This window comes from Pseudomonas sp. WS 5410 (genome assembly GCF_012985645.1).
Taxonomy (GTDB): domain Bacteria; phylum Pseudomonadota; class Gammaproteobacteria; order Pseudomonadales; family Pseudomonadaceae; genus Aquipseudomonas; species Aquipseudomonas shahriarae.
In genome coordinates, this window is sequence record NZ_JAAQWS010000015.1 from 1 (window position 1) to 23227 (window position 23227).

The 23227-nt window shown below is 61.3% G+C and carries 19 protein-coding genes and 3 pseudogenes; 11 read left to right on the forward strand and 11 right to left on the reverse strand.

Annotated features, from left to right (window positions below):
- Positions 1–475 precede the first annotated feature (475 nt).
- Both HBO24_RS20425 and HBO24_RS29650 read left to right on the forward strand, forming a co-directional pair.
- Positions 476–1744: an aspartate aminotransferase family protein gene (locus tag HBO24_RS20425; RefSeq protein ID WP_169990159.1), complete on the forward strand. Its 1269-nt coding sequence runs from the start codon at positions 476–478 to the stop codon at positions 1742–1744.
- Positions 1717–1842: pseudogene (locus tag HBO24_RS29650) on the forward strand (XRE family transcriptional regulator); the annotation flags it as partial. The gene HBO24_RS20425 and the pseudogene HBO24_RS29650, both read left to right, overlap by 28 nt.
- Before the next feature lie 185 nt (positions 1843–2027).
- Here the strand turns inward: HBO24_RS29650 and HBO24_RS20435 are convergent.
- The 3 genes from HBO24_RS20435 to HBO24_RS20445 form a co-directional block, all read right to left on the reverse strand.
- On the reverse strand, positions 2028–4061 hold the full coding sequence (locus HBO24_RS20435; protein WP_170060194.1) for a c-type cytochrome: 2034 nt from the start codon (positions 4059–4061) through the stop codon (positions 2028–2030).
- A 164-nt stretch (positions 4062–4225) separates the two neighbouring features.
- On the reverse strand, positions 4226–5833 hold the full coding sequence (locus tag HBO24_RS20440; protein ID WP_170060195.1) for a 5-guanidino-2-oxopentanoate decarboxylase: 1608 nt from the start codon (positions 5831–5833) through the stop codon (positions 4226–4228).
- Between the two features lie 118 nt (positions 5834–5951).
- Entirely contained in the window at positions 5952–6836 is an 885-nt protein-coding gene (locus tag HBO24_RS20445) for a LysR substrate-binding domain-containing protein (protein WP_057960590.1), read from the reverse strand.
- A 252-nt stretch (positions 6837–7088) separates the two neighbouring features.
- Here HBO24_RS20445 and HBO24_RS20450 point away from each other — a divergent pair.
- From HBO24_RS20450 to HBO24_RS20485, 8 genes and pseudogenes are all read left to right on the forward strand, one after another.
- Positions 7089–7853: pseudogene (locus tag HBO24_RS20450) on the forward strand (ATP-binding cassette domain-containing protein); the annotation flags it as partial.
- Positions 7854–7900: 47 nt separating this feature from the next.
- Positions 7901–8674 (forward strand): transporter substrate-binding domain-containing protein, encoded by a 774-nt coding sequence (locus tag HBO24_RS20455; protein ID WP_170060196.1) that lies wholly within the window; start codon positions 7901–7903, stop codon positions 8672–8674.
- Between the two features lie 18 nt (positions 8675–8692).
- Positions 8693–9406, forward strand: coding sequence for an ABC transporter permease subunit (locus HBO24_RS20460; RefSeq protein WP_057437878.1), 714 nt, complete (start codon positions 8693–8695; stop codon positions 9404–9406).
- 12 nt (positions 9407–9418) lie between these two features.
- Positions 9419–10108, forward strand: a complete 690-nt coding sequence (locus tag HBO24_RS20465; protein WP_057437876.1) for an ABC transporter permease subunit — start codon at positions 9419–9421, stop codon at positions 10106–10108.
- Positions 10109–10129: 21 nt separating this feature from the next.
- Positions 10130–11311, forward strand: a complete 1182-nt coding sequence (locus tag HBO24_RS20470) for an aminotransferase class I/II-fold pyridoxal phosphate-dependent enzyme (protein WP_170060197.1) — start codon at positions 10130–10132, stop codon at positions 11309–11311.
- Between the two features lie 132 nt (positions 11312–11443).
- Positions 11444–13180 carry an amidohydrolase gene (locus HBO24_RS20475; RefSeq protein WP_170060198.1) on the forward strand — a complete coding sequence of 579 codons (1737 nt, stop codon included), beginning with the start codon at positions 11444–11446 and terminating at the stop codon, positions 13178–13180.
- On the forward strand, positions 13177–14094 hold the full coding sequence (locus tag HBO24_RS20480) for a GTP-binding protein (RefSeq protein ID WP_057437871.1): 918 nt from the start codon (positions 13177–13179) through the stop codon (positions 14092–14094). The genes HBO24_RS20475 and HBO24_RS20480 overlap by 4 nt, the downstream gene beginning before the upstream one ends.
- Positions 14095–14202: 108 nt before the next feature.
- Positions 14203–14907 (forward strand): hypothetical protein, encoded by a 705-nt coding sequence (locus HBO24_RS20485; protein ID WP_057437869.1) that lies wholly within the window; start codon positions 14203–14205, stop codon positions 14905–14907.
- A 631-nt stretch (positions 14908–15538) separates the two neighbouring features.
- On the opposite strand, the gene cyoE is transcribed toward HBO24_RS20485, so the two are convergent.
- The 5 genes from cyoE to cyoA are packed head-to-tail and all read right to left on the reverse strand — an operon-like array spanning position 15539 to position 20363.
- The gene (gene cyoE / locus HBO24_RS20490; protein ID WP_029300217.1) at positions 15539–16426 is read right to left on the reverse strand and encodes a heme o synthase; all 888 of its coding nucleotides are present in this window, start codon (positions 16424–16426) and stop codon (positions 15539–15541) included.
- Between the two features lie 11 nt (positions 16427–16437).
- Positions 16438–16773 (reverse strand): cytochrome o ubiquinol oxidase subunit IV, encoded by a 336-nt coding sequence (gene cyoD / locus HBO24_RS20495; protein WP_029300215.1) that lies wholly within the window; start codon positions 16771–16773, stop codon positions 16438–16440.
- Complete coding sequence (gene cyoC / locus HBO24_RS20500; protein WP_038446230.1) at positions 16773–17399, reverse strand: cytochrome o ubiquinol oxidase subunit III; 627 nt, start codon at positions 17397–17399, stop codon at positions 16773–16775. Before cyoC ends, cyoD begins: the two co-directional genes overlap by 1 nt.
- A 3-nt stretch (positions 17400–17402) precedes the next feature.
- Positions 17403–19421, reverse strand: coding sequence for a cytochrome o ubiquinol oxidase subunit I (cyoB, locus tag HBO24_RS20505; protein WP_057444528.1), 2019 nt, complete (start codon positions 19419–19421; stop codon positions 17403–17405).
- A gap of 3 nt (positions 19422–19424) precedes the next feature.
- On the reverse strand, positions 19425–20363 hold the full coding sequence (gene cyoA, locus HBO24_RS20510) for a ubiquinol oxidase subunit II (RefSeq protein WP_029300208.1): 939 nt from the start codon (positions 20361–20363) through the stop codon (positions 19425–19427).
- Between the two features lie 27 nt (positions 20364–20390).
- On the opposite strand from cyoA, the pseudogene HBO24_RS29845 reads away from it, so the two are divergent.
- Positions 20391–20605: pseudogene (locus HBO24_RS29845) on the forward strand (hypothetical protein).
- 77 nt (positions 20606–20682) lie between these two features.
- On the opposite strand, the gene HBO24_RS20515 reads toward HBO24_RS29845, so the two are convergent.
- The 3 genes from HBO24_RS20515 to hmpA form a co-directional block, all read right to left on the reverse strand.
- Positions 20683–21003 (reverse strand): hypothetical protein, encoded by a 321-nt coding sequence (locus HBO24_RS20515; protein WP_170060199.1) that lies wholly within the window; start codon positions 21001–21003, stop codon positions 20683–20685.
- A gap of 155 nt (positions 21004–21158) precedes the next feature.
- Positions 21159–21665 (reverse strand): disulfide bond formation protein B, encoded by a 507-nt coding sequence (locus HBO24_RS20520; protein ID WP_115127460.1) that lies wholly within the window; start codon positions 21663–21665, stop codon positions 21159–21161.
- Positions 21666–21905: 240 nt separating this feature from the next.
- On the reverse strand, positions 21906–23087 hold the full coding sequence (gene hmpA, locus HBO24_RS20525; RefSeq protein WP_169960558.1) for an NO-inducible flavohemoprotein: 1182 nt from the start codon (positions 23085–23087) through the stop codon (positions 21906–21908).
- Between the last annotated feature and the right edge of the window lie 140 nt (positions 23088–23227).

Consider the following 23227-nt stretch of genomic DNA (forward strand, 5'->3'; position numbering starts at 1 on the left):
GCTTTTGATCTTGATCTGAGGCGCCCCGTTAAACCACGATGGCCGCAGGCAGGTATTGCGCAGTGGGCACCCCGGCATGGATGCCGGGGTAGCCGCGACACGGCCATGGATGGCCGATCGCGGCGGGCCCACGGAGCAATGCCTGGCTGCGGGCATGCCGAGCCTAGGCGAGGCACCGAGTGGTGGGGCAAGAGCGCTTTGCTTACTTTGGCGCTCTTCCAAAGTGAGCCGCCGTAAGGGCGGAACCCTAAGTGGCCGTGACCGCAGCAACGGATATGTACACATCCCCAACAACCAAATCAACCAACCCATCTGCTGACTGATACACCACCATCGCGGGCAAGCCCACTCCCACCGCAAAGCCATTGCCACATCCCGATTTTTGCGAATGACCCGGCGACTTTATTTCGTTTGCCGGGCCACCGCGCTCGCGGCTTAGATAGGCGCAAACCGCCCCTTTGCGAGCCCGTGATCCATGAGCCACGAAACCATCAGCCAGTCGATTTCCATCGTCCATCCCATCTGCCTGAGCCACGGGCGCAACGCCGAAGTCTGGGACACCGAGGGCAAGCGCTATATCGACTTTGTCGGCGGCATTGGCGTGCTCAACCTCGGCCATTGCCACCCGGCTGTGGTCGAGGCGATTCGCGAGCAGGCTACCCGGCTCACCCATTACGCCTTCAATGCCGCGCCGCACGCGCCCTATATCCAGTTGATGGAACGCCTCAGCGCCTTTATCCCGGTGGCTTACCCAGTCAGCGGCATGCTGACCAACAGCGGCGCCGAAGCCGCCGAGAACGCGCTGAAGATCGTCCGTGGCGCCACCGGCCGCACCGCCGTGATTGCTTTTGACGGCGGCTTCCACGGGCGCACCCTGGCCACCCTCAACCTCAACGGCAAGGTGGCGCCCTACAAGCAAAAAGTCGGCGTGCTACCCGGCCCGGTTTATCACCTGCCCTACCCCAGCGCAGACAATGGCGTAACCACAGACGATGCACTCAAAGCCATGGAGCGCCTGTTCAGCGTCGAAATCGACATCGCCGACGTGGCCTGTTTCATCCTCGAACCGGTGCAGGGCGAAGCCGGCTTCCTGGCCCTCGATATTCCCTTCGCCAGAGCCCTGCGGCGCCTGTGCGATGAACACGGCATTCTGTTGATCGCCGACGAAATCCAATCCGGCTTTGGCCGCACTGGCCAGCGTTTCGCCTTCTCACGCCTGGGCATCGAACCCGACCTGATCCTGCTGGGCAAAAGCATCGCCGGCGGCGTGCCCCTGGGCGCCGTGGTCGGGCGCAAGGCCTTGCTGGACAACCTGCCCAAAGGCGGCCTGGGCGGCACCTATTCCGGCAACCCGATCGCCTGCGCGGCCGCCCTGGCCACCCTGGATGTGATGAGCGACGAACACCTGCAAGCCTGGGGCGAACAACAGGAAGCCGCGATCTGCGGGCGCCATGCCGCCTGGCAGGCGAAAAAAATCTCGCCCTACCTCGGCCGCCTGACCGGCGTCGGCGCCATGCGCGGTATCGAGTTGGTCAACCCCGACGGCAGCCCAGCCAGCGCCCAACTCCAACAACTGCTGAACCTGGCCCGCGACGCAGGATTGCTGCTGATGCCCAGCGGCAAGGCCCGGCATATCATCCGCTTACTGGCCCCGCTGACCATCGAGCCGGCGGTGTTGGAGGAAGGCTTGGATATTCTGGAGAAATGCCTGGCACAGCTCGACGCGCCGGCATGTCGCAGATGACCCAGCGGGCTCTGGAGCGAGGCGCTGCGGGTGTCACCCTCGGCCTGTCTGTGCTGCAGGTACTGGGTTTGGGACAGGACATAGCCAATATCGCCGCCAAAGGCATCGATTGGCTACGGATGCTGATTGCTCCAGGCAGAACATTGGGCGGCGCACGTCCAATACGACGGCCACCTGCGGATCGCCAATGGCCGACATTGGCCAACGCCCTGGGTATACGGATGAGCCGGGAATTCAGGCTGGCGCTGTAGGAGCCGACAAGTCGGCCCCTACAGGGTTGAGGTCAGTAACGCGCGTCCACCGGCTTACCGCCGTTCGGCCAGTCCTTCACCTTGTCCGGGAAGTCCGGGCGTGGCTTTTGCGAGAAGTAGGCGGCAACGTCTACCGCTTCCTGGTCCGACAAGCCGCCCTGGCCCAACGGGAATTTCTCGTGGAAGCCGATCGGCATATTGCGTTTGACGAACGCGGCCGCCGTGTAGGTGCGGGCCATGCCAGCGCCGATGTTGAAGGACTGGTCGCCCCACAACGGTGGGTACACCAGGCTACCGTCGGCACGGGCCAGGCCCTCGCCGTCGCTGCCGTGGCACACCGCGCATTGCTTGGCGTAGACCTGCTCGCCATTGGCCAGGTCAGGCTTGATGGCCGGGTCGATCTTGCCGACACCACGGCCAGGGACTTTATCCTCGGGCTTGGTGTTGTTTTTCATCCAGTCGAAGTACGCCACCATCGCCTGCATATCCGCCGATTGAGGCGGTATTGGCTTGCCGTTCATCGAGCGGCGGAAGCAGCCGTTGATGCGCTCCTCCAGGCTCACCACCTTGCCGGCACGTGGGGCGTAGCTGGGGAAGAAGGCCGACACGCCCACAAACGGCGAGCCATCTGCCACGGTGCCAGCGTTGAGATGGCAACTGGTGCAGTTCAGCGCGTTGCCGACATTGTCTGGCAGCAGCTCCTTGGTCTGCAGGTGCAGGCGCATGCCGCGGACCACTTGATCGGCATTGGATGCTGCCAGCAGGTTGGCCAGGCGCGGCGTCTCGAACGCCGAGGAGTCGGTGCTCACCGGGTTGAGTTGGTCACGCATTTTCTTCACCTGGGCGGTGCTGATCGGCGTGCCTTCGTTGCCCCAGCGTGTGCGCACAAAGGTGAGGATTTCCGCCACTTCGTTGTTCGCAAGCCTGGCAAAGCCCGGCATGGTGTAGACCCGTGGATGGGCGGCGGTCTCGGCGGTTTCCCAACCGGTCAGGGTGATGTGCAGCAACGAGGTCGGGTTGCTGGCAACCACGCCGGTGTTGCCGGCCAATGCCGGGAACAGGCCCTTCACGCCCGCGCCATCGCTGCGGTGGCAATCGCTGCAGAACTGCATATAGCCCAGGCCGCCACGGCTGGTGAACAAGTCCTTGGGCAGTTCGGCCGGGCCTTTGGCGACGGCCGGCATCGGCAGGTCATCCTTGCCCGGTGGCAGGGATTTGAGATAGGTCGCAATGGCCGTCAGGTCAGCATCCGTGAAGTGCTGGGTGCTGTGCCGGATCACGTCCACCATGTTGCCCGATACCGTGGCAAAGCGGTTCTGCCCGGTCTTGAGCAGTTGCACGGTGTCTTGCACCGTCCATAGGTTGCGCAGGCTCAAGGCGCGCCAATGCTCGACGGTTTCCCCGCCCAGGTAATGCTCGCCGCTGCTGCCGGCGTCGCTCATGGCTTTTTCCTGGAAGGCGATACCGCGCGGGGTGTGGCACGAGCCACAGTGGCCGAGGCCCTGGACCAGATAGGCGCCCCGGTTGAGCACGGCATCCCGGGCCGGGTCGGGCTGGAACGGTTGCTTGTCGAGGAACATGAAATTCCACAACGCCAGGCCCCAGCGCTGGTTGAACGGGAAGCCCATGTCGGCTTCGAGGTTGGCCTGTTTCACCGGCTCGACGGCGTGCATCAGGTAGGCGAACAAGGCATGCATGTCCTCTTCGCTCATCTTCGCGTAAGACGGATACGGCATCGCCGGGTACAGGTTCATACCCGCCGGCGTCACGCCTTCGCGCATCACACGGTCGAACTGTTCGAAGGTATAGGCACCAATCCCGGTCTCGCGGTCCGGGGTAATGTTGCTGGAGTAGATGATGCCCATGGGCGTGCTCAGCTCCAGGCCACCCGCCATCTCGGGGCCTTGCTTGGCGGTGTGGCAGGCGATGCAGTCACCCAGTTGGGCAACGTATTTGCCCTGGGCAATCAGTTCGGTATCGGGTTTGGCGGGTTCGTTGGCGTGCAGGGGAAGCGCAAGACACAGCGTCGCCCCCATCCAGGCCAAACGTGACAGAGAAAGGGCCATCGCATTATTCCTTTAATAACCTGGCCTGGGGGTTGGCCCCTGGGTACAGGTTTGTCTGCGTTTTTATGAGGTCATCAGGCGGACAACCGGGGCTTTGTAAGCCCCGGTTTGTTGTAGCGGATTTTCGAGGGGAGCCCGTTGATATGGATCAGGCCGAGGGCGGTTCAGGCGTTTTGCAGGTAGTGCGCGGCGTCGAGCTCGATCATCACCGGTTGACGGCTATCGACCAGGGTTTGCAACAGCGCGTGCAAGGCCTGTGGCGTGTCGGCCGTGTGATAGGCGACGTGGCAGCTGCGGGCCATCGCGGCAAAGTCCGGGGTCAGGATATCCACCCCCAGCGGCACGATTTCCCGGGCCTGCATATAGTCCCGGATCTCGCCGTAGCACTGGTTATTCCACACCACCAGGATCACACCGATGCCGGCCTCACGGGCCGCGATCAGTTCGTTGCTGGCAAACTGCAGGCCGCCATCGCCGACCAGTGCCACCACTGGCCGTTCAGGCTTGGCCAGCTTGGCACCGATCGCCGCTGGCAATCCGTAGCCGAGGGTGCCGTAGCCGGTGCCGGCGTTGAACCAACTGTTGGCCGCCGGCGCTTGGTAGCCCACCGCGCCCTGGTACACCGGCTGGGTCGAATCGCCAACGATCAGCGGGTCGACCAGGCTGTCGCGCAGCAGGTCCAGCAAGCCTTGCAGCCCCTGTTGCTTGGCGTTCCAGCTCTCGCGTTCCAGACGGTTGACGCGCTGCACGCTGTCCTGTGCCCAACGCCCGCTCGGCGCTGGCGGGCTGACCGCAGCCAGCAACGCCTGCAAGCCTTCGCGGGCATCGCCCAGCAGCCCGACATGGGCGCGTTGCACGCCCATGACTTGCATCGGGTCGATATCCAGGCGGATCAGCGGTGCCTTGAATTTCAGTGGGCCAAGGCCGAAGAAGTCGTAGTCGGTTTCTCCCAATTCAGTGCCCACGGCGAGGATCACATCGGCCTCGTCAAACAACGAGCGGCCATGCCTGGACGACTGCACGCCGTCCAGCAACAGCGGGTGCCCCATGGGCAGCAGGCCACGGGCATTGGTGGTCAGGGCCACCGGCGCTTGCAGGCGTTCGGCCAGTTGCTGCAACACCTCAGCGCAATCACGGGCGCCGCCGCCGGCGAGGATCAGCGGCCGCCGCGCTTCATTGAGCAGGCTCAGCGCCGCCCGTAGCGAGGCCGGCGCCGGAGCCGGGGCGCCGGGCAGGCTGCGGGGCATCAGGTTGAGGTCGATGGCCGGCATCTCCAGCACATCCAGGGGGATTTCCAGATGCACCGGGCGCGGGCGCGCGCACTTGAACACCGCGAAGGCGCGGGCCAGCAGTTCCGGCAATTGCTCCGGTGATTGCAGGGTATGGCTGAAGGCACACACACCGGCGACCATCGCCCGCTGGTCCGGCAGCTCGTGCAGATACCCGTGGCCCAGGCGCAGATGTTCGCGGCGGTTGGTGGTGGAAATCACCAGCATCGGCACCGAGTCGGCATAGGCCTGGCCCATGGCGGTCAGAATATTGGTCATGCCGGGGCCGGTGATGATGAAACACACGCCCGGCTTGCCACTGGCGCGGGCGTAGCCGTCGGCCATAAACCCGGCGCCCTGCTCATGGCGCGGGCTGACATGCCGCAGACGGCTGCCATGCAGGCCGCGATAGAGCTCGACGGTGTGCACACCGGGGATGCCGAACACGGTATCTACCCCATAACCTTCCAGCAGGCGAACCAGGGACTGGGCACAGGTGGTCATTGCTCATTTCCTTCTTATTGTTCTGTGTCGATTGGTCAGACCTTAGGGGGCGCTCCGAGGGCGGACAAGCAAAAAATTTGCCGACCATTGGCAAAAAAAATTCACGGATTGCCGCGCACTACAGCCCGCCACCCAGCTGCGACTTCACCCACTCGCCAAACGCCTGCACCACCGGGCGCTCGACTTTCTGGTGATCGGCCACCAGGTAATAACCACGGTTGGATTCGATCTCGGTCTCGAACGGCCGCACCAGCAAGCCCCTGGCCAGGGCCTCGCCGCTGATCAGGTTGTCGCCCATGGCGATGCCCTGGCCGGCGATGCACGCCGACTGCACAAAGTGCGCATCGGCAAACACGATGCCACGCTGCACATCCACATTCGGCGCCCCGGCGGCGGCCAGCCATACGCGCCAGTCGGAGTAGTCGATCATATGCAGCAGCGGTGCGCCGGCCAGGTGTTCCGGGTTCTTCAGGCCGCCCATGGTGTTGACCAGGCGCGGGCTGCACACCGGGAAATAACGCAGCGAGACGATCTTCTGCACATGCTGGTTAGGCCAGTCGCCCATGCCGTAGGCGATAAACAGGTCGGCGCCGTGGTCGCTGGTGTCGTCCGGGGTGCGCGGTGATATCAGGTGCAGTTCGACCTGTGGATAAAGTGCCTGGAAGTCGGCGATATGGGTGCACAGCCAATAGGTGGCAAACCCCGCCGGGCTGCTGATACACAGGCGCCCGCTGACCTGCTGGCCATCGAAACGCTGCCCGGCTTCAAGGATATTGGCCAGCAGCCCATGGATATCCCGGGCATAGCGCTCGCCCTGCCAGGTGATGCGGATGTTGCGCCCGGTGCGCTCGGTCAGGGCAAACCCCAGGGTCTGTTCCAGGCTCTTGATCTGGTGGCTGATGGCGCTGGGGGTGAGGTTCAGCTCGGCGGCTGCCTCGGACACGCTGCCCAGCCGGGCCACCGCGTCCAGCGCCCGCAAGGCGGTCATGGAGGGGTAACGCATGGATGTTCACCTGCTCGAAGATACCCGCACCATAGCCGGAATCAGCCGTCAGACATAGCCACCGGCGAGCGGGACAGTTGAATTAAATTTCAATATCGAGCGAAAAATGCTCGATTGACCTCATGTGGCCAGTGGCTATTCTCGATCCTCATCACTGCATGCCTGTGCAGCTTTGCGCAGGAGCCGGCTCCTGCAGAAAACTGCCTCATCTACAAAAATAAAGAGGGATAACCCTTGAACCCAGTCACCCCGGTGGTCGCCATTGATGCTCTGCACAAGAGCTATGCCGCGCACCATGTTCTCAAAGGCATTTCCCTGCGCGCCAACGAAGGCGATGTGGTGTCGCTGATCGGCTCCAGCGGTTCGGGCAAAAGCACCCTGCTGCGTTGCATCAACCTGCTGGAGATCCCGTGCAGCGGCAGCCTGCGCATCAATGGCGAAGAAGTGCGCCTGAAAAAGGACCGCGCCGGCAACCCGCTGATCGCCGATCCCGACCAGGTGGCACGCCTGCGCACGCAACTGGGCATGGTGTTCCAGAGCTTCAACCTGTGGCCCCACCGCACCGTGCTGGAAAATGTCATCGAAGCACCGGTGTATGTGCTGGGTGAAGACCGCAAGGACGCCATCGCCCACGCCGAGCACCTGCTGGAAAAAGTCGGCCTGGCGAGCAAGCGCGATACCTTCCCGGCCTTCCTCTCCGGTGGTCAGCAACAGCGCGTGGCCATCGCCCGCGCCCTGGCCATGCGCCCGCGTGTATTGCTGATGGATGAACCCACCTCGGCCCTCGACCCGGAGTTGGTCGGCGAAGTGCTGAAGGTGATCCAGGGCATCGCCGAAGAAGGCCGCACCATGATCCTCGTCACCCACGAAATGGCGTTTGCCCGGGATGTATCGAGCAAGGTCATGTTTTTGCACCAGGGATTGGTTGAAGAAGAAGGCACGCCCCAGCAAGTCTTCCAGAACCCCACCAGCGAGCGTTGCCGCCAGTTCGTCATGGCCCAGGACAATCGCGTTTGAACTGCCGCTTCCATCCTTCAAAACAATAACTTCGAAAGGGTCAAGCCATGCATAACTCTCTGAAATCCCTCGCCGCCGGCTGCGTGCTCGCCGTGCTTTCCCACAGTGCAGTGGCCGCCGAAAAAATAGTGTTCGGCATCGCCCTGGAACCCTACCCGCCGTTCTCCGAAAAAGCCGGCAATGGCGCCTGGAGCGGTTTCGAACCGGACCTGATCAAGGCCCTGTGCGAACGCCTGCAAGCCCAATGCCCGCTCAAGGAAGTGTCCTGGGACGGTTTGATCCCGGCGCTGCAATCGAGCCAGATCGACGTGATCCTCAACTCCCTGAGCATCACCGAAGAGCGCGAAAAGGTCATTGCCTTTACGGCCCCCTACTACCAGACCCCGGCCATGTGGGTCGCCGACAAAAGCCTGGATCTGGTCACCACCCCCGAAGGTCTCAAGGGCAAGTTGATTGGTGTGCAGGGCTCGACCTCCAACGCCACCTACCTCAAGACCTACTACGCCAAGGGCTCGACCCTGCGCTACTACAACACCCAGGACGACATGACCGCCGACCTGCAAAGCGGGCGTATCGACGTGATGCTGGCCGACGCGCTGACCATCGAGCCGATGCTCAAGTCCAATGCCGGCAGTGGCCTGGCTGACAAGGGCCTGGCGCCCAAAGACCCGTTGTTCGGTTCCGGTATCGGTGCCGCCGTGCGCAAGGGTGACGACAGCCTGCGCGAGCAGCTCAACACCGCGCTGGCGGCAATCAAGGCCGACGGCACCTACGACAAAATTCGCAGCCGCTATTTCAGCGTCGATATTTCCGCGCAATAACGTCCAACGGAACGCGCCATGATTTCTTTGTCCGAACTCACCCAGTTGTTCGTCGCCGACGGCTGGCTCAACGCGCTGCTCCAGGGCGCGGTGGTGACCTTGCAGATTTCCGCCGGCGCCTTTGTACTGGGCCTGGGCATCGGTTTGCTGGTGGCCATGATCAAGCTCAAGGGCCCACGCTGGATGGTGCGCCTGGCCAATCTGTACACCACGCTGTACCGCGCGGTGCCGGAGCTGCTGCTGATTTTGCTGCTGTATTACGCCGGCACCGACCTGCTGAATATGGCGATGGCCGCCATGGGCCGCGACAGCGTGACGGTCAACGGTTTTATCGCCGCCGTGCTGGTGCTGGGCATCGTTCAGGGCGCGTACTCGGCGGAGATCATTCGCGGCGCGATCCAGGCCATTCCCGTCGGCCAGCTGGAAGCGGCGCGGGCCTTTGGCATCGAGCGCTGGCTGCTGGTGCGCCGGGTGTTGCTGCCGAGCATGTTGCCGTTTGCCATGGCCGGCCTGTCGAACCTGTGGCTGGTGCTGGTCAAGGACAGCGCGCTGATCAGCATCGTCGGCTACAGCGAGTTGCTCTCGGTGGGCAAACAGGCGGCCGGCTCCACCAAGCATTACCTGGTGTTCTACCTGGCGGTGGCGGCGGTGTATTTCATCATCACCCTGATTTCCAACGGCGCCTTCCGGGTGTTCGAGCGACGGATCAACCGCTGGATGCCCCAGCACTAAGGAGCGCAGCCGATGGACTTTTCATGGATCAACAGTTTTGGCAACGAGCTGCTGCACGGCCTGGGTATCACCCTGAAGTTGCTGGCCTTGTCCGGGGTGTTTGGCTTTTTGCTGGCGGTGCTGGTGGCCTTGGGGCGCTTGTCGTCCAACCCGCTGATCAGTGGGCCGTTGCGCGCCTATACCGCGGTGTTCCGAGGCACGCCGCTGCTGGTGCAGATCTACATCCTGTATTACGGCGTGGGCAGCGTGTTTGCCAGCTACCCGCTGATTCGCGGCAGCTTCCTCTGGCCGTACTTGCGTGAAGGCTTCTGGTACGTGGCCCTGGCCCTGATTCTGTGTGTCGGCGCGTATGTCGGCGAAGTGCTGCGCGGCGCCCTGCGTGCGGTGCCACGGGGCGAGCTGGAAGCGGCGCGGGCGTTTGGCATGAAGCGCCTGATGGTGCTGCGCCGGGTCTGGTTGCCACGGGCCCTGGAGCTGGTGAAGCCGACCCTGGTGGGCGAAACCGTGTTGCTGCTCAAGGCGACCGCGCTGGCCTCCACCGTGGCCGTCACCGACCTGCTCGGCGCCGCCAACCTGGTGCGGGCGCAGACGCTGCGGGTGTATGAGCCACTGTTGGCCGTGGCGGTGATCTACATTGTCCTGGCGTTCGTGATCGAACACGTCTTCTCGCGCTGGGGCAAAGTCCCGCAGCGCCAGGCTTGAATCAATTTTAGGAGAACAAGGATGCGTTATTCACCGTTTGTCGAGCGCATTAGTGGCGAGTCCGTCAGCGCCTGGGATATTCACTACGCGGCCGTCGAAGCCCGTGGCCGTGGCGAAGATGTGATTGTGTTGAGCGTCGGCGATCCCGACTTCGCCACCACCAGTGCCATTTGCGAAACCGCCGTCGACGCCCTGCGCGCCGGCGACACTCACTACACCCATGTCCTCGGCCGACCGGCCCTGCGCGAGGCGATTGCGGCCAAGCAAAGCCGTCTGCAAGGCATCGCCGTACACGCCGATAACGTGGCCCTGGTGGCCGGTGCGCAAAACGGCCTGTTCGCCACCTCGCTGTGCCTGTTCAGCCATGGCGACGAAGTGCTGGTGCCGGAGCCGATGTACCTGACCTATGAGGCGTGCATCCACGCTTCCGGTGCGTGCATCGCGACCATCGAGCAACCGGCAGCCAACGGCTTTCGCCTGACCCGCGCGGCTCTGGAAAAAGCCATTACTGCCAAGACCCGGGGCATTGCCCTGGCCACGCCGTGCAACCCCACCGGGAACGTCTACAGCCGTGAAGAGCTGGAGTGGGTGGCCGAAGTCGCCCGTGAGCACGACCTGTGGGTAATTTCCGATGAGGTCTACGGCCAGATCACTTACGACCAGCCGCACCTGAGCATTGCCTCGCTGCCAGGCATGGCCGAGCGCACCGTGGTGCTCAACAGCCTGTCGAAAACCCACGCCATGACCGGCTGGCGCGTGGGCTGGGTGGTGGCGCCGACCGCGTTGGTCGGCCACCTGGATAACCTGCTGCTGTGCATGCTCTATGGCTTGCCCGGGTTTATCCAGGAAGCGGCGATCAAGGCCCTGGAGCTGGATGATGAGGTGGTGAGCGACGCGCGCACGGTGTATCGCCGCCGGCGCGACCTGGTGGTGGCCGGCCTGGGTGGCATCGCCGACCTTGATTGCCGGGTGCCACAGGCCGGCATGTTTATGCTGGTGGACGTGCGCCGCACCGGGCTGTCGAGCATGGACTTTGCCTGGCAGCTGTTCCGCGCCACCGGGGTGTCGGTGCTCGATGCCCAGGCGTTTGGCGCCAGTGCCGAAGGCTTTGTGCGCATCTCCTTTACCGTCGCCGACGACACCCTCAAAGACGCTTGCCAGCGGATTGCCGGGTTTGTCGAGGGCCTGCGCGCCAACCGCTGAGCTTTATGTGGGAGCGAGCGTGCTCGCGATGCGGGCAACTCGGTCCCATAGGCACACCGCGGTGATGCCATCGCAGGCAAGCCAGCTCCCACCCTTTGATCGTCGCCGCTTCTGAATATTGAGGTTTCCCCCGTGACCGCTTCCGACCAATTCACTTCCACCCACTCCGTTGTCGGCGAGCACGCTGACCTGGTGCTGCACCACGGCCGCTTCTACACCCTCGACCCGGCCCAGCCGTGGGCCGACGCGGTGGCGATTCGCGGGGGACGTTTTATCGCAGTCGGTACATTCGCCGACCTGCAACACCTGATCGGCCCGCAGACCCGCCAACAGGATCTGCTGGGCGCATTCTGCATGCCCGGCCTGCACGATATGCACACCCATCCCGACCTCGCCCTGGCGCCACGCTACAGCGATGACCTGGATGTGGGCATCGAAGATCCCACCCCCGAACAACTGGCGGCGGCGATCCACGCCTACGCCGATGCCCACCCCGGCGATGGCTGGATCTACGGCCAATACTGGGTGCGCTACACCTTCCGCGAAGCCGGGCTGACCCCAGGGCGTGAATGGCTCGACAGCATCATGCCGGACCGCCCGGTGGCGCTGCTGGACCGTATGTGGGGGACCATGATGGTCAACTCCTGCGCCTTGAAACTGGCCGGCATCGACCGCCACACCGCCGACCCGCGCAACGGCTATATGGAGCGCGACGAACTCAGCGGCGAGCCCAACGGCCTGATGATCGACGGTGCCTACGCACTGATCCACGCGGCCATGCCGCCGACCCCGGTGGCTGTGCTGCGCCGGGCCTATCGCGACGGCGTGCATTTCCAGAGCTCGCGTGGCGTTACCGCGACCAAGTATGTTCACGTCTGCGAGCGGCGCCTGGACGCCCTCAAGGAGCTAGACGATGCGGGCGAATTGAGCCTGCGCGTGGAAGCCGCGATCAGTTGGCAGGACGATATCTTCCCGGTGCGCCGGCGCTGGGAACTGCTCGGCGGCGAGCGTCACTACTATCGCAGCGCGCGGCTGAACGCCAACGCGGTGAAGTTCCATTTCGACGGCACCGTGGAGCCCAAGTCTTCGTACCTGATGACCCCCTGGGCGGCCGACTCCACCTGGCGCGGCAAGCTCAACCTGACCCCGGAACATATCACCGACATGGTGGTGGACATGGACCGCCGTGGCCTGCGGGTGATCGCTCACTGCACCGGCGACGGCGCTTCCGATGTATTCCTTGATGCGGTCGCCGAAGCGCGGCGGGTCAACGGTGACAGCGGCATTCGTCACCAATGCGCCCACAGCACCTTGCTGCATCCGGGCAACCTCAAGCGCTTCAAGGCGCTGAATGTGATCGCCGAGTTCTCCCCGGCGGCCTGGTACCCGACGCCGTTTGCCAGCGGCGCCCGCTCCGGTTATGGCGCCGAGCGCCTCAAGCGCATCTACGACTTCAAAGGCGTGCTGGCCGAAGGCGGCCTGGCGGTAATGGGCACCGACTGGCCGGTGGCCTCGATTGACCCGTGGCTGGCCCTGGAAACCATGGTCACCCGGCAGAACCCCTGGAACCAGGAACCGGACTGCTTCGGCGAGCCGATCACCCTGGAACAGGCACTGCAAGTGGCGACCCTCAACGGCGCCCACGCCATGGGCCTGGAGCACTCCACCGGCAGCCTGGAAGTGGGTAAGTGCGCCGACCTGATCGTGATCGACCGCGACCTGTTCGCCCAGCCGGCGCGCAACTACATCCACCAGACCCAGGTGCTGCTGACCCTGGTCGATGGTCGGCCGGTGTACGACCGTTTCAACACCTTTGAAGGCACGGCGCTGCAAGCCGTGTGGCAAGGCCTGCCGCCGGTGATCGAATGAATAGCGAGAGCATTGCAGTCACGGTAGTTTCGGGCTTTCTCGGCGCAGGCAAGACCACCCTGCTCAACCGCATCGCCCAGCAGCCGCAACATGGGCGCATGGCGGTGATCGTCAATGACTTCGGCGAGCTGAACATCGATGCGGCGATCATCGCCGAAGTCACCGACGCCGTGTTCAGCCTGCAGAACGGCTGCATCTGCTGCACTGTGCAGGAGGACCTGCTGGCGCAGCTGGTGAGCCTGAGCCAACTGCGCCCCCGCCTGGACCGTATCGTCATCGAGTGCAGCGGCGTGTCCGACCCGCAACGCATTGTGCAAACCCTGGGTTATCCACAGCTCAAGGCGCACCTGCATCTGGATACGGTGATCACCCTGGTGGACGCCAGCGGCTATGGCGCCCTGGAAGGTGAGTTCGCACGCTTGTCCCGGGCTCAGGTGGCTTGTGCCGACCTGGTGCTGCTGAACAAAGCCGACCTGGTCAGCGCCGCCGAACTGCAAAGCCTGCGCGCAACTATCGGTGCCCGCACACGCGTGATCAGCACCGTGCAGGCGCAGATCCCCGATGCCCTGCTGCTGGGCGAGCGCACCCCGCGCAACGGCTTCACTCCCGTGCCGACGCCGCACCACGAACTGTTCGAAAGCTGGACCTGGCAAGCCACCCAGGCCCTGCCGGCCAAAGCCCTGCGCGATTGGCTGGGGCAACTGCCCAAGGACTTGTTCCGCCTTAAAGGCCTGGTTCATTTACAGGGCAATGAGCAACCCTTCTGGTTGCAACATGTGGGCAACCGCAGCCAGTTCAGCCTGGCCAGCGGCGAGCACGCGCAGTACTCGGCGCAACTGGTGTTTATCGCCCGACGGGATAGCGGGCTGCGGGAAACGCTGGAGGCGCAATTGCAGGAGATGCAGGAACTGTAAGCGCGGATGACGATGAAGGCAGAGTGCCGCCTTGACCTTGCTACCCCGGCCCTTGAAAATGCCCGACGTTTTTCCCGTCTCCCCGCTTACAGAAGTAGTGAAATTTCAATGTCAGATTCCCGTACTGAAGAATCCGTAGTCACTTTGCAGTCCAAAGCTGAATACGAAAACGCCATCAATCTTTCACAGCATGTGCCAGCGGCCAAGAACATCAGTGAAATGGTGCTGGACGCGTTCCACACCTCCAAGGAAAGCGACCAGATCCGCGAATTGCGCGTCGCCATCCGCCAGGCCCACGATGCCTTTGACGATGACCAGGCCTATGACTTGATGGGCCAGCTCAAGCAGCTCAAAGACGCCGAAGCCGCCGACAACGCAGCCCTGGAAGACCTGAGCAGCAAGTTTTCGATCAGCCGAATCCTTTCCAGCTTCAAGGACGACCCCGAGTTCCAGGAACTGGTGTATGGCCTGGCGCTCAAGGTGTTGAACCAGACCCACCAGGCCATCAGCAACCCGAGCGCCGGCAAGGGCAAGGCTGCGCGGGCGAAGAAGGAAGTTGAGGTGTTTGTGATCAGCAAGGACGGGGTCAGCGTGACCCTGCCGATGCGCACGCCGCGCTCCAAGCTCAATGTTGACCGCGAGGCGCTGGAGTTTTTGGGCTTTAGTTTTGTGGGTGAAGGGGATGAGGCGGAGCTTGAGAGTGAAAGCTTTGTGGATAACTCCGGTGCCGAGCAGCCTTTGACGCGCAAGAGTATTGTGACGGCGCTGCAACAGCAGACGGCGTTTGATGGGTATAGCATTGCTCAGCAATAGGTCTTGATTGAGTACATATCCGTTTTTTGTAATGGCGGCTATTGGTTCCGCTCTTACAGCGGCTCACTTTTGTAGAGCGCGAAAGTAAGCAAAACACTCTTGCCCCACCACTCGGTGCCTCGCCTAGACTCGGCATGCCCCTCATCCGACATTAATTTGGGGGGGCCACGGTGTATCAGTCGATAAATCTATTGACTGACCTGCCGCCATCGCAGGCAAGCCAGCTCCCACAGGGGAAGGCAGCTTCGCACCCCGGCTTTGCTGTTGCTGTTGCTCTGCTTTTGATCTGGCTTTTGATCTGAGGCGCCCCGTTAAACCACGATGGCCGCAGGCAGGTATTGCGCAGTGGGCACCCCGGCATGGATGCCGGGGTAGCCGCGACACGGCCATGGATGGCCGATCGCGGCGGGCCCACGGAGCAATGCCTGACTGCGGGCATGCCGAGCCTAGGCGAGGCACCGAGTGGTGGGGCAAGAGCGCTTTGCTTACTTTGGCGCTCTTCCAAAGTGAGCCGCCGTAAGGGCGGAACCAATAGCCGCCGTGACCGCAGAAATGGATATGTACCCATACCCCCCCCCACAAAAAAGCCCCGCTCTTCTCTCAAAGGCGGGGCTTTTCATGACATCCCAACTCAGTGGGCGTAAGTCAGCAACAACTCTTTCGGCACCTGGAAATCCAGGGACATCATCACGCTCAAAGCCGTAATGGTGAAGATCGAGAAGACAAACAACTTACGCGCCCAGACAGTGTCATCCACCGCCTTGTAGCCGGTCCAGGCCATGTACAACCAGTACATGCCCATGGCCGCGGCGACGGCGAGGTAGCTCATGCCGGCATAACCACTGAAGGTCAACATCAAGGTCGCCACAAGGAAGGCCAGGATGTACAGCAGGATGTGTTTCTTCGCCACCTGGATGCCACGCTTGACCGGCAATACCGGAATCGAAGCCGCCAGGTAGTCGTTGAAACGGAAGATCGCAATGGCGTAGGAGTGCGGCATCTGCCACAGGCTGAACATCACCAGCAGCACCAGCGCAGCCATGTCGAAGCTATTGGTCACAGCCACATAACCAATCACCGGCGGCATCGCCCCCGACAGGCTGCCCACCAGCGTGCCGTGAACCGACTTGCGCTTGAGGTACAGGCTGTAGAGGCCGACGTAGATGACAAAACCGATCACGGCAAACAACGCCGCCAGCGGATTGGCCACCGTGTACAGCAATGCCACGCCGGCAACACCGAGGACGGTCGCGAAGATCAGTGCCAGTTTCAGGGAGATAAGGCCCTGGACCAGCACGCGATTCTTGGTGCGCTCCATCTTGATATCGATGTCACGGTCGATGCAGTTGTTGAACACGCAACCGGACGCCACAACAAGGGAAGTGCCGATCATTGCCGCCAGGAAGATGGCCAGATCGACATGCCCCTTGGAGGCCAGGAAGAAACCGCCTGCCACAGAAAGCACGTTACCGAAAATGATCCCCGGTTTGGTGATTTGGATAAAGTGCTTAAGCGACATCGGGTCTTACCTCACTTCGCCATCATGTAGGTGTGGATGCTGAACATGATCCACAACGACAGGCCAACCAGCAGCAGGATCACAATGGCCGTGAACACAAACGCAATCACGTTGTTGCGCTGGGCCTGGGAGCGATCCAGGTGCAGGAAGTAATACAGGTGGACAACCACCTGGATCACCGCGAACAACAGCACGATGGCCAGTGTCGTGGCCTTCGGCAAGGTTGGGTACATCACCAGGCCGAACGGGATGATCGTCAGGATCACCGACAGGATGAAGCCGATAGCGTAAGACTTTACGCTGCCGTGGCTCGCATCATGGCTGTCATGGGAGTGTGCATTAGCCATTACAGAGTCCCCATCAAGTAGACAACGGTGAAGACGCAGATCCAGACCACGTCCAGGAAGTGCCAGAACAGGCTCAGGCAGCTCAGGCGGGTCTTGTTGGTCGACGTCAGGCCATGCTTGTTGACCTGGTACATCATGATCGCCATCCAGATCAGACCGGCGGTTACGTGCAGACCGTGGGTACCGACCAGGGTGAAGAACGCCGACAGGAAGCCGGAACGGCTAGGGCCGTAGCCTTCGGAGATCAGCAGGTGGAACTCGTTGATCTCCATGGCGATAAAGCCAAGGCCGAGCAGGAAGGTCAGGCCCAGCCACTTGAGCACGCCTGCCTTGTTGCCACGGAAGAACGCCAGCATGGCGAAGCCGTAGGTGATCGAACTGAACAGCAGCAAGGCGGTTTCGCCCAGCACGTAATTCAGTTCGAAGATGTCGTGGCCCGACGGGCCACCCGCTACGTTGTTTACCAGTACCGCGTACACCGCGAAGATCGACGCAAACAGGATGCAGTCGGTCATCAGGTAGAGCCAGAAACCGTATACGGTCATCTCGCCCGAGTCGTGGTGATGGTCATCGTGCCCATGGTCATCGACATGGGCGTGTCCAGCATTGGTCACTAAGTTCGACATGGTTTAAGCCTGTTCCAACGAGGTTTCAACACGGTTGGCCGGAATCTTCTTCTCGGCTACCAGGCGAGCGTGCTGCTCGGCTTCGATGCGCTCGATCACGTCGACCGGCACCATGTAGCCTTGATCATCACGCGCCGCGTGGATCACGAAGTAGATCACGGTGCCAGCCAGGCTAGCGATGGCCAGCCACCAGATGTGCCAGATCATCGCGAAACCGAAGACCGTCAACAGCGCGCCCATCACCACGCCAGTGGCGGTGTTGTTCGGCATGTGGATCGGTTCGTAGCGCACAGGTCGCTGGTACGCAGTACCGTTTTCCTTGGCTTCGGTGAACGGGTCGATGGTCTCGGCCTTCGGCAGTACAGCGAAGTTGTAGAACGGCGGTGGCGACGAGGTCGACCATTCCAGGGTGTGTGCATTCCATGGGTCGCCGGAGTCGCAGGCGTTTTGCTTGCGGTCACGGATACTCACGTACAGCTGGATCAGCTGGCAGGCGATGCCGACAGCGATCATCACCGCACCGAACATGGCGACGTACAGGTACGGCACCCACTCAGGGTTGGTAGTGGCGTTCAGACGACGGGTCATGCCCATGAAGCCCAGTGCATAGAGCGGCATGAACGCGACGAAGAAGCCGGTGATCCAGAACCAGAACGCAGCCTTGCCCCAGCCTTCGTGCAGCTTGAAGCCGAACGCTTTCGGGAAGTAGAAGCTGAAACCAGCGATGTAGCCGAATACCGCACCACCGATGATCACGTTGTGGAAGTGCGCGATCACGAACAGGCTGTTGTGCAGCACGAAGTCAGCACCCGGGATGGCCAGCAGTACGCCGGTCATGCCGCCGATGGCGAACGTCACCATGAAGCCCAGGGTCCACAGAACCTGGCTGGTGAAGCGCAGGCGGCCGTGGTAGATGGTGAACAGCCAGTTGAATAGCTTCACCCCCGTCGGGATCGAAATCAGCATCGTCGCCAGGCCGAAGAAGGCGTTGACGCTGGCCCCCGAACCCATGGTGAAGAAGTGGTGCAGCCAGACCATGAAGCCCAGTACGGAGATCGCGCCCGAGGCGTAGACCATCGAGTGGTGACCGAACAGGCGCTTGCCGGTAAAGGTCGAGATCACTTCGGAGAAGATACCGAACGCTGGCAGGATCAGGATGTACACCTCAGGGTGACCCCATGCCCAGAACAGGTTCACGTACATCATTGGATTGCCACCAAGTTCATTGGTGAAAATGTGGAAATCCATGTAACGGTCAAGCGTCAACAGTGCCAGGGTAGCGGTCAGGATCGGGAACGAAGCCACGATCAGAACGTTGGCCCAGGTGCAGGTCCAGGTGAAGATCGGCATGTCCATCAGCTTCATGCCTGGGGTACGCATTTTCAGCACGGTGGCCAGGAAGTTGACCCCCGTCAGCGTCGTACCTAACCCGGATAGCTGTAGCGCCCAGATGTAGTAATCCATCCCCACGCCCGGACTGTATTGCAGCCCCGACAACGGCGGATAGGCAACCCAACCGGTCTTGGCGAATTCGCCGACGCCCAGGGACAGGTTGATCAGCACCACGCCGGAAACCAGCAGCCAGAAGCTCAGGGAGTTGAGGAACGGGAACGCAACGTCACGCGCACCGATCTGCAGCGGCACTGCCAGGTTCATCAGGCCGGTGAAGAAAGGCATCGCCATGAAGATGATCATGATCACACCGTGGGCGGTGAAGATCTGGTCATAGTGTTCAGGCGGCAGGTAGCCAGGCGAACCCTCGGTGGCCATGGCCAACTGGGTACGCATCATGATTGCGTCGGCAAAACCACGCAGCAGCATGACCATGGCGACGATGATGTACATCACGCCGATTTTCTTGTGGTCGACCGACGTCAGCCACTCGGTCCACAGGTAGGTCCACTTCTTGAAGTAGGTGATTGCCGCAAACAGTGCCAGACCACCCAGCGCGATCATGGCGATGGTCACCATCACGATCGGCTCGTGGAATGGGACCGCTTCCCAACTTAATTTACCAAACATCGTTTACTCCTCTGCCCCGGCAGCTGAATGCGAATTTGCGTCCGTCCCTTCCACAGCAGCCACTTCTTTCTTCTCGTGCTTGACCGGCTTGCCTGGTTTCATCCCTTCATACTTGTCGATGATTTTCTGAAACAGGTCCGGCGTGTACGAGGAGTACAGCTCTACAGGGTTGTTCTGGCTTGGCTTGGCAAGGGCTTCGTATTCAGCTTTTTCAAGCTGTTTTGGTGAGCTCTTGGCTTCTTGTACCCAGGCGTTGAAGTCTTCCTGGGTGGTGGCGATTGCTTTGAATTTCATGCCGGTAAAGCCCGCGCCACTGTAGTTGGCGGAGATACCGTCGAGCTCGGCGTTCTGGTTGGCAATCAGGTGCAGCTTGGTCTGCATGCCCGCCATCGCGTAGATCTGGCCACCCAGGCCCGGGATGAAGAACGAGTTCATCACCGCATCCGAGGTCACTTTGAAGTTGATCGGGGTGTTGGCCGGGAACACGATCTTGTTGACGGTGGCGATCCCTTGCTCGGGATAGATGAACAGCCACTTCCAGTCCAGCGCGACCACTTCGATAGTGATTGGCGGCACGTCGGATTCCAGCGGACGGTAAGGGTCCAGCTCGTGGGTCGACTTATAGGTGATGTAACCCAGGGCGATAATGATCAGTACAGGTACCAGCCACACCGCGATTTCAATCTTGGTGGAGTGCGACCACTTCGGCGCGTAGGTCGCCTTGGTGTTGGATGCGCGGTATTTCCAGGCGAACGCGAAGGTCATCACGATCACCGGCACCACGACCAACAGCATCAGCAAGGTGGCCGTGATGATCAGGTTACGTTGCTCTACGCCGACCTGACCCACAGGGTCGAGCAGCGTCCAGTTGCAGCCTCCCAGCAATAACATGCCGAAAAGCGGCACTATGCCTAGTAATCGGGTGTACCTGTTTTTACTCATCTCACGACCTCTAAAGCAGCTTGCGCAATGCAGTTGGGTTTTGATCGCCAACACTTCACCCTGCCAAGGGTTGGCATTTCTCTTCGATTGAATAAGGGCCTGCCCGGCGCTTCATGCGCTGATCGACACGTCCAGGTCTGGCGGTGAATTCTTATTCGATTTCGTTGGTCAAAGGCCTTGTTACAGACCAATTCCATTTGGTGCGGATAGTTGAAAGGCTGCCGGCACCTGGGGTCGCATGAAGCATTGTTTCCGCCTCTCGACCGCCCTATTTGCTCAGGGTTGAGCAGCACCGGACACTCAGTGCGGGCGATTGTAGTTAGCTGGCGATGTATAAACCATGACCTATAAAGAAATAATTTTTATCGTTTCCAGCAATAATCCTGCGCCATTGTTGCAAAGGTTTGGGATCGTATCGCGTTTGATTCTCAACAAAAACCCCAAAAAAAGCCGTGTTATTGCCCATTCTGTCGCACCCAGAGACCTCTTCCAGGGTCGCCAAACCCCAGGCAAGCCCGCTAAAAACAAGGCATTCGCCCATCACTGGATGTTCTGTAGAGCACGCCGCGCGCGGGGTCGGCCAGGGTGGAAAATGACAGGCAAAAGCGCCCAACACATGGTCGATTAAGCGCTGTGCCATGGGGTATGAAATGTCCTGCGGCGCCCTCAGTGTGACAACGTGTCGCACGTTGCGCGCAGCCAATCTTGTCCAGCGTCATGACCCCTTCACAAAATGCCCACACACAAAAACGCCCCTGCCTGCATCAGCAGGACAGGGGCGTTTTGTAGGACGATTTAAGCGTTTTGCTTGCGATTACGGTAAATGCCCAGGGGCACCAGGATCACCGTCAACACAAACGCCACCAGCGCCCACTGGGCCAGGGACAAGCCCAGGACCGGCGGGTACGGGGTACTGCAGAACCCATCAACCTGGAAGCCCAAGGGGAAGATCTTCGCCAGGGGCAGGTCATCGACAATCGGCTGCAGCACATCGACGCCACAACTGATGGTTGGATAGAACTGGGTGTACACATGATGCCCGGCGGCAGCGACACCACCGAGGGCGCTGAGCACGACCAGCACTTCAAAGACCGTGACACTGCGCTGGGTGCGCATGGCCGCGCCAATAAAGGCAAAGAGCGCAATCAGCAACAAGGCATAGCGTTGCAAGATGCACAAAGGGCATGGCGCTTCGCCCAGCACTATCTGCATATAAAGCGCGCCACCAATCAGCGCCAGGCAGATGATGCCCAGCAACACCAGGAAGCGCCGCTCACGGCCCAACCGCATTTCGTCAATCATCCCCGTTTCCCTTTGCCTAATGATGGGTATGCCAATGGCCGCAAGTTTACACACAGGTGGTGAAAATTTAGCAGTAGGCGTCGCAATCTTAGGCGCAGGCGGGTTAACGACACATTAATGTGGTGGTCTTTCGGGCCTCTTCGCGAGCAAGCCCGCTCCCACATTTGAATGTATTCACAGATCAAATGTGGGAGCGGGCTTGCTCGCGAAGAGGCCAATACGGTGTTGAAGAGCGGCCGCTTATTCCAGCGCCGCCGCCGGCCCGAAGAACTCATACCGGCTCTGCTTCTCAGGCACACCCAAAGCCTTGAGGTGACGCTTGATCGCGCTCATAAAACCCTTCGGCCCCAGGAAGTAGGCATCCACATCACGCTCTTCGGGCAACCACGCCGCCAGTTGCTCCTGGGTCAGCAAACCGAGCTTGTCCGCCGCCGGGCTGATGCCGTCGTCTTCGGCATAGCAGTAAAAGCGCTGCAATTGCGGATGGCGCGCAGCCAGGGCATCGACCCAATCGCGGAACGCATGCACGCCGCCATTGCGTGCGCAGTGGATAAAATGCACCGGGCGCTCGGTGGCCAGGGCCGCTTCCAGCATCGGCAAGGTCGGGGTGATGCCCACCCCGCCGCTGATCAGTACCAGGGGTTTGTCGCTGGGCACCAGGGTGAATTCCCCCGATGGCGGGAACAGGTCGATGGTCGCGCCCACGTGCATCTGGTCATGCAGGTAATTGGACACGCGCCCGCCCGCTTCACGCTTGACGCTGATGCGGTACAGGCCCGCTTCGGTGCGCGCCGACAATGAATAGTTGCGGCGCACTTCTTCGCCATCGAGGATCAGCTTCAAGCCGATGTACTGGCCGGGCTCGGCGGCGAGGATCGGGCCATTGTCCACCGGGGCAAAGTACAGGGAGACGATTTCACTGCTCTCCTCCACACGCTTGACCAGCAGAAACGCACGCGCCCCGCGCCAGCCGCCAACGGCCTGGGCTTTTTCGTCGTAGATGGCGCTTTCTGCGCCGATCAGGATGTCGGCCAACTGACCATAAGCCGCGCCCCACGCGCTCATCACTTCTGGGGTGGCGATTTCGTCACCCAGCACCTCGGAAATCGCCCGCAGCAGGCAGTTGCCGACAATCGGGTAGTGCTCCGGGAGGATTTGCAGGGCCACGTGCTTGTTGATGATCTTGGCCACCAGGTCGCCCAACTGATCCAGTTGGTCGATATGCCGGGCGTACATCAGCACGCCATTGGCCAGGGCGCGGGGCTGGTCGCCGCTGGCCTGGTGGGCCTGGTTGAACAGCGGGCGCACTTCGGGGTACTCGGAGAGCATCATGCGGTAGAAGTGGGTGATCAGGGCTTCGCCACCGCTTTCGAGCAGCGGCACAGTGGACTTGATGATGGCACGGTCTTGAACGCTAAGCATGGGGAGACTCCTGAGCCTTTAAGGCTTCTGAATGATTACCCTGTAGCAATCAGTATTCATGCCAACTAGCAAACCCTTATTTATCAACAAGTTAAATTAAACATAGTCAATATGACTTCCTACACCTTATAGTCATTAGG

What these genes read in the sequence shown, in the direction of transcription:
- HBO24_RS20485 (WP_057437869.1), top strand. Translation starts at nt 14,203, where the DNA reads ATGTCAGATTCCCGTACTGAAGAATCCGTAGTCACTTTGCAGTCCAAA.
- HBO24_RS20515 (WP_170060199.1), bottom strand. Translation starts at nt 21,003, where the DNA reads ATGGCACAGCGCTTAATCGACCATGTGTTGGGCGCTTTTGCCTGTCAT.
- HBO24_RS20470 (WP_170060197.1), top strand. Translation starts at nt 10,130, where the DNA reads ATGCGTTATTCACCGTTTGTCGAGCGCATTAGTGGCGAGTCCGTCAGC.
- HBO24_RS20435 (WP_170060194.1), bottom strand. Translation starts at nt 4,061, where the DNA reads ATGGCCCTTTCTCTGTCACGTTTGGCCTGGATGGGGGCGACGCTGTGT.
- cyoE (WP_029300217.1), bottom strand. Translation starts at nt 16,426, where the DNA reads ATGTCGCTTAAGCACTTTATCCAAATCACCAAACCGGGGATCATTTTC.
- HBO24_RS20520 (WP_115127460.1), bottom strand. Translation starts at nt 21,665, where the DNA reads ATGATTGACGAAATGCGGTTGGGCCGTGAGCGGCGCTTCCTGGTGTTG.
- HBO24_RS20460 (WP_057437878.1), top strand. Translation starts at nt 8,693, where the DNA reads ATGATTTCTTTGTCCGAACTCACCCAGTTGTTCGTCGCCGACGGCTGG.
- HBO24_RS20425 (WP_169990159.1), top strand. Translation starts at nt 476, where the DNA reads ATGAGCCACGAAACCATCAGCCAGTCGATTTCCATCGTCCATCCCATC.
- cyoB (WP_057444528.1), bottom strand. Translation starts at nt 19,421, where the DNA reads ATGTTTGGTAAATTAAGTTGGGAAGCGGTCCCATTCCACGAGCCGATC.
- cyoD (WP_029300215.1), bottom strand. Translation starts at nt 16,773, where the DNA reads ATGGCTAATGCACACTCCCATGACAGCCATGATGCGAGCCACGGCAGC.
- HBO24_RS20440 (WP_170060195.1), bottom strand. Translation starts at nt 5,833, where the DNA reads ATGACCACCTGTGCCCAGTCCCTGGTTCGCCTGCTGGAAGGTTATGGG.
- HBO24_RS20465 (WP_057437876.1), top strand. Translation starts at nt 9,419, where the DNA reads ATGGACTTTTCATGGATCAACAGTTTTGGCAACGAGCTGCTGCACGGC.
- HBO24_RS20455 (WP_170060196.1), top strand. Translation starts at nt 7,901, where the DNA reads ATGCATAACTCTCTGAAATCCCTCGCCGCCGGCTGCGTGCTCGCCGTG.
- HBO24_RS20445 (WP_057960590.1), bottom strand. Translation starts at nt 6,836, where the DNA reads ATGCGTTACCCCTCCATGACCGCCTTGCGGGCGCTGGACGCGGTGGCC.
- HBO24_RS20480 (WP_057437871.1), top strand. Translation starts at nt 13,177, where the DNA reads ATGAATAGCGAGAGCATTGCAGTCACGGTAGTTTCGGGCTTTCTCGGC.
- cyoA (WP_029300208.1), bottom strand. Translation starts at nt 20,363, where the DNA reads ATGAGTAAAAACAGGTACACCCGATTACTAGGCATAGTGCCGCTTTTC.
- hmpA (WP_169960558.1), bottom strand. Translation starts at nt 23,087, where the DNA reads ATGCTTAGCGTTCAAGACCGTGCCATCATCAAGTCCACTGTGCCGCTG.
- cyoC (WP_038446230.1), bottom strand. Translation starts at nt 17,399, where the DNA reads ATGTCGAACTTAGTGACCAATGCTGGACACGCCCATGTCGATGACCAT.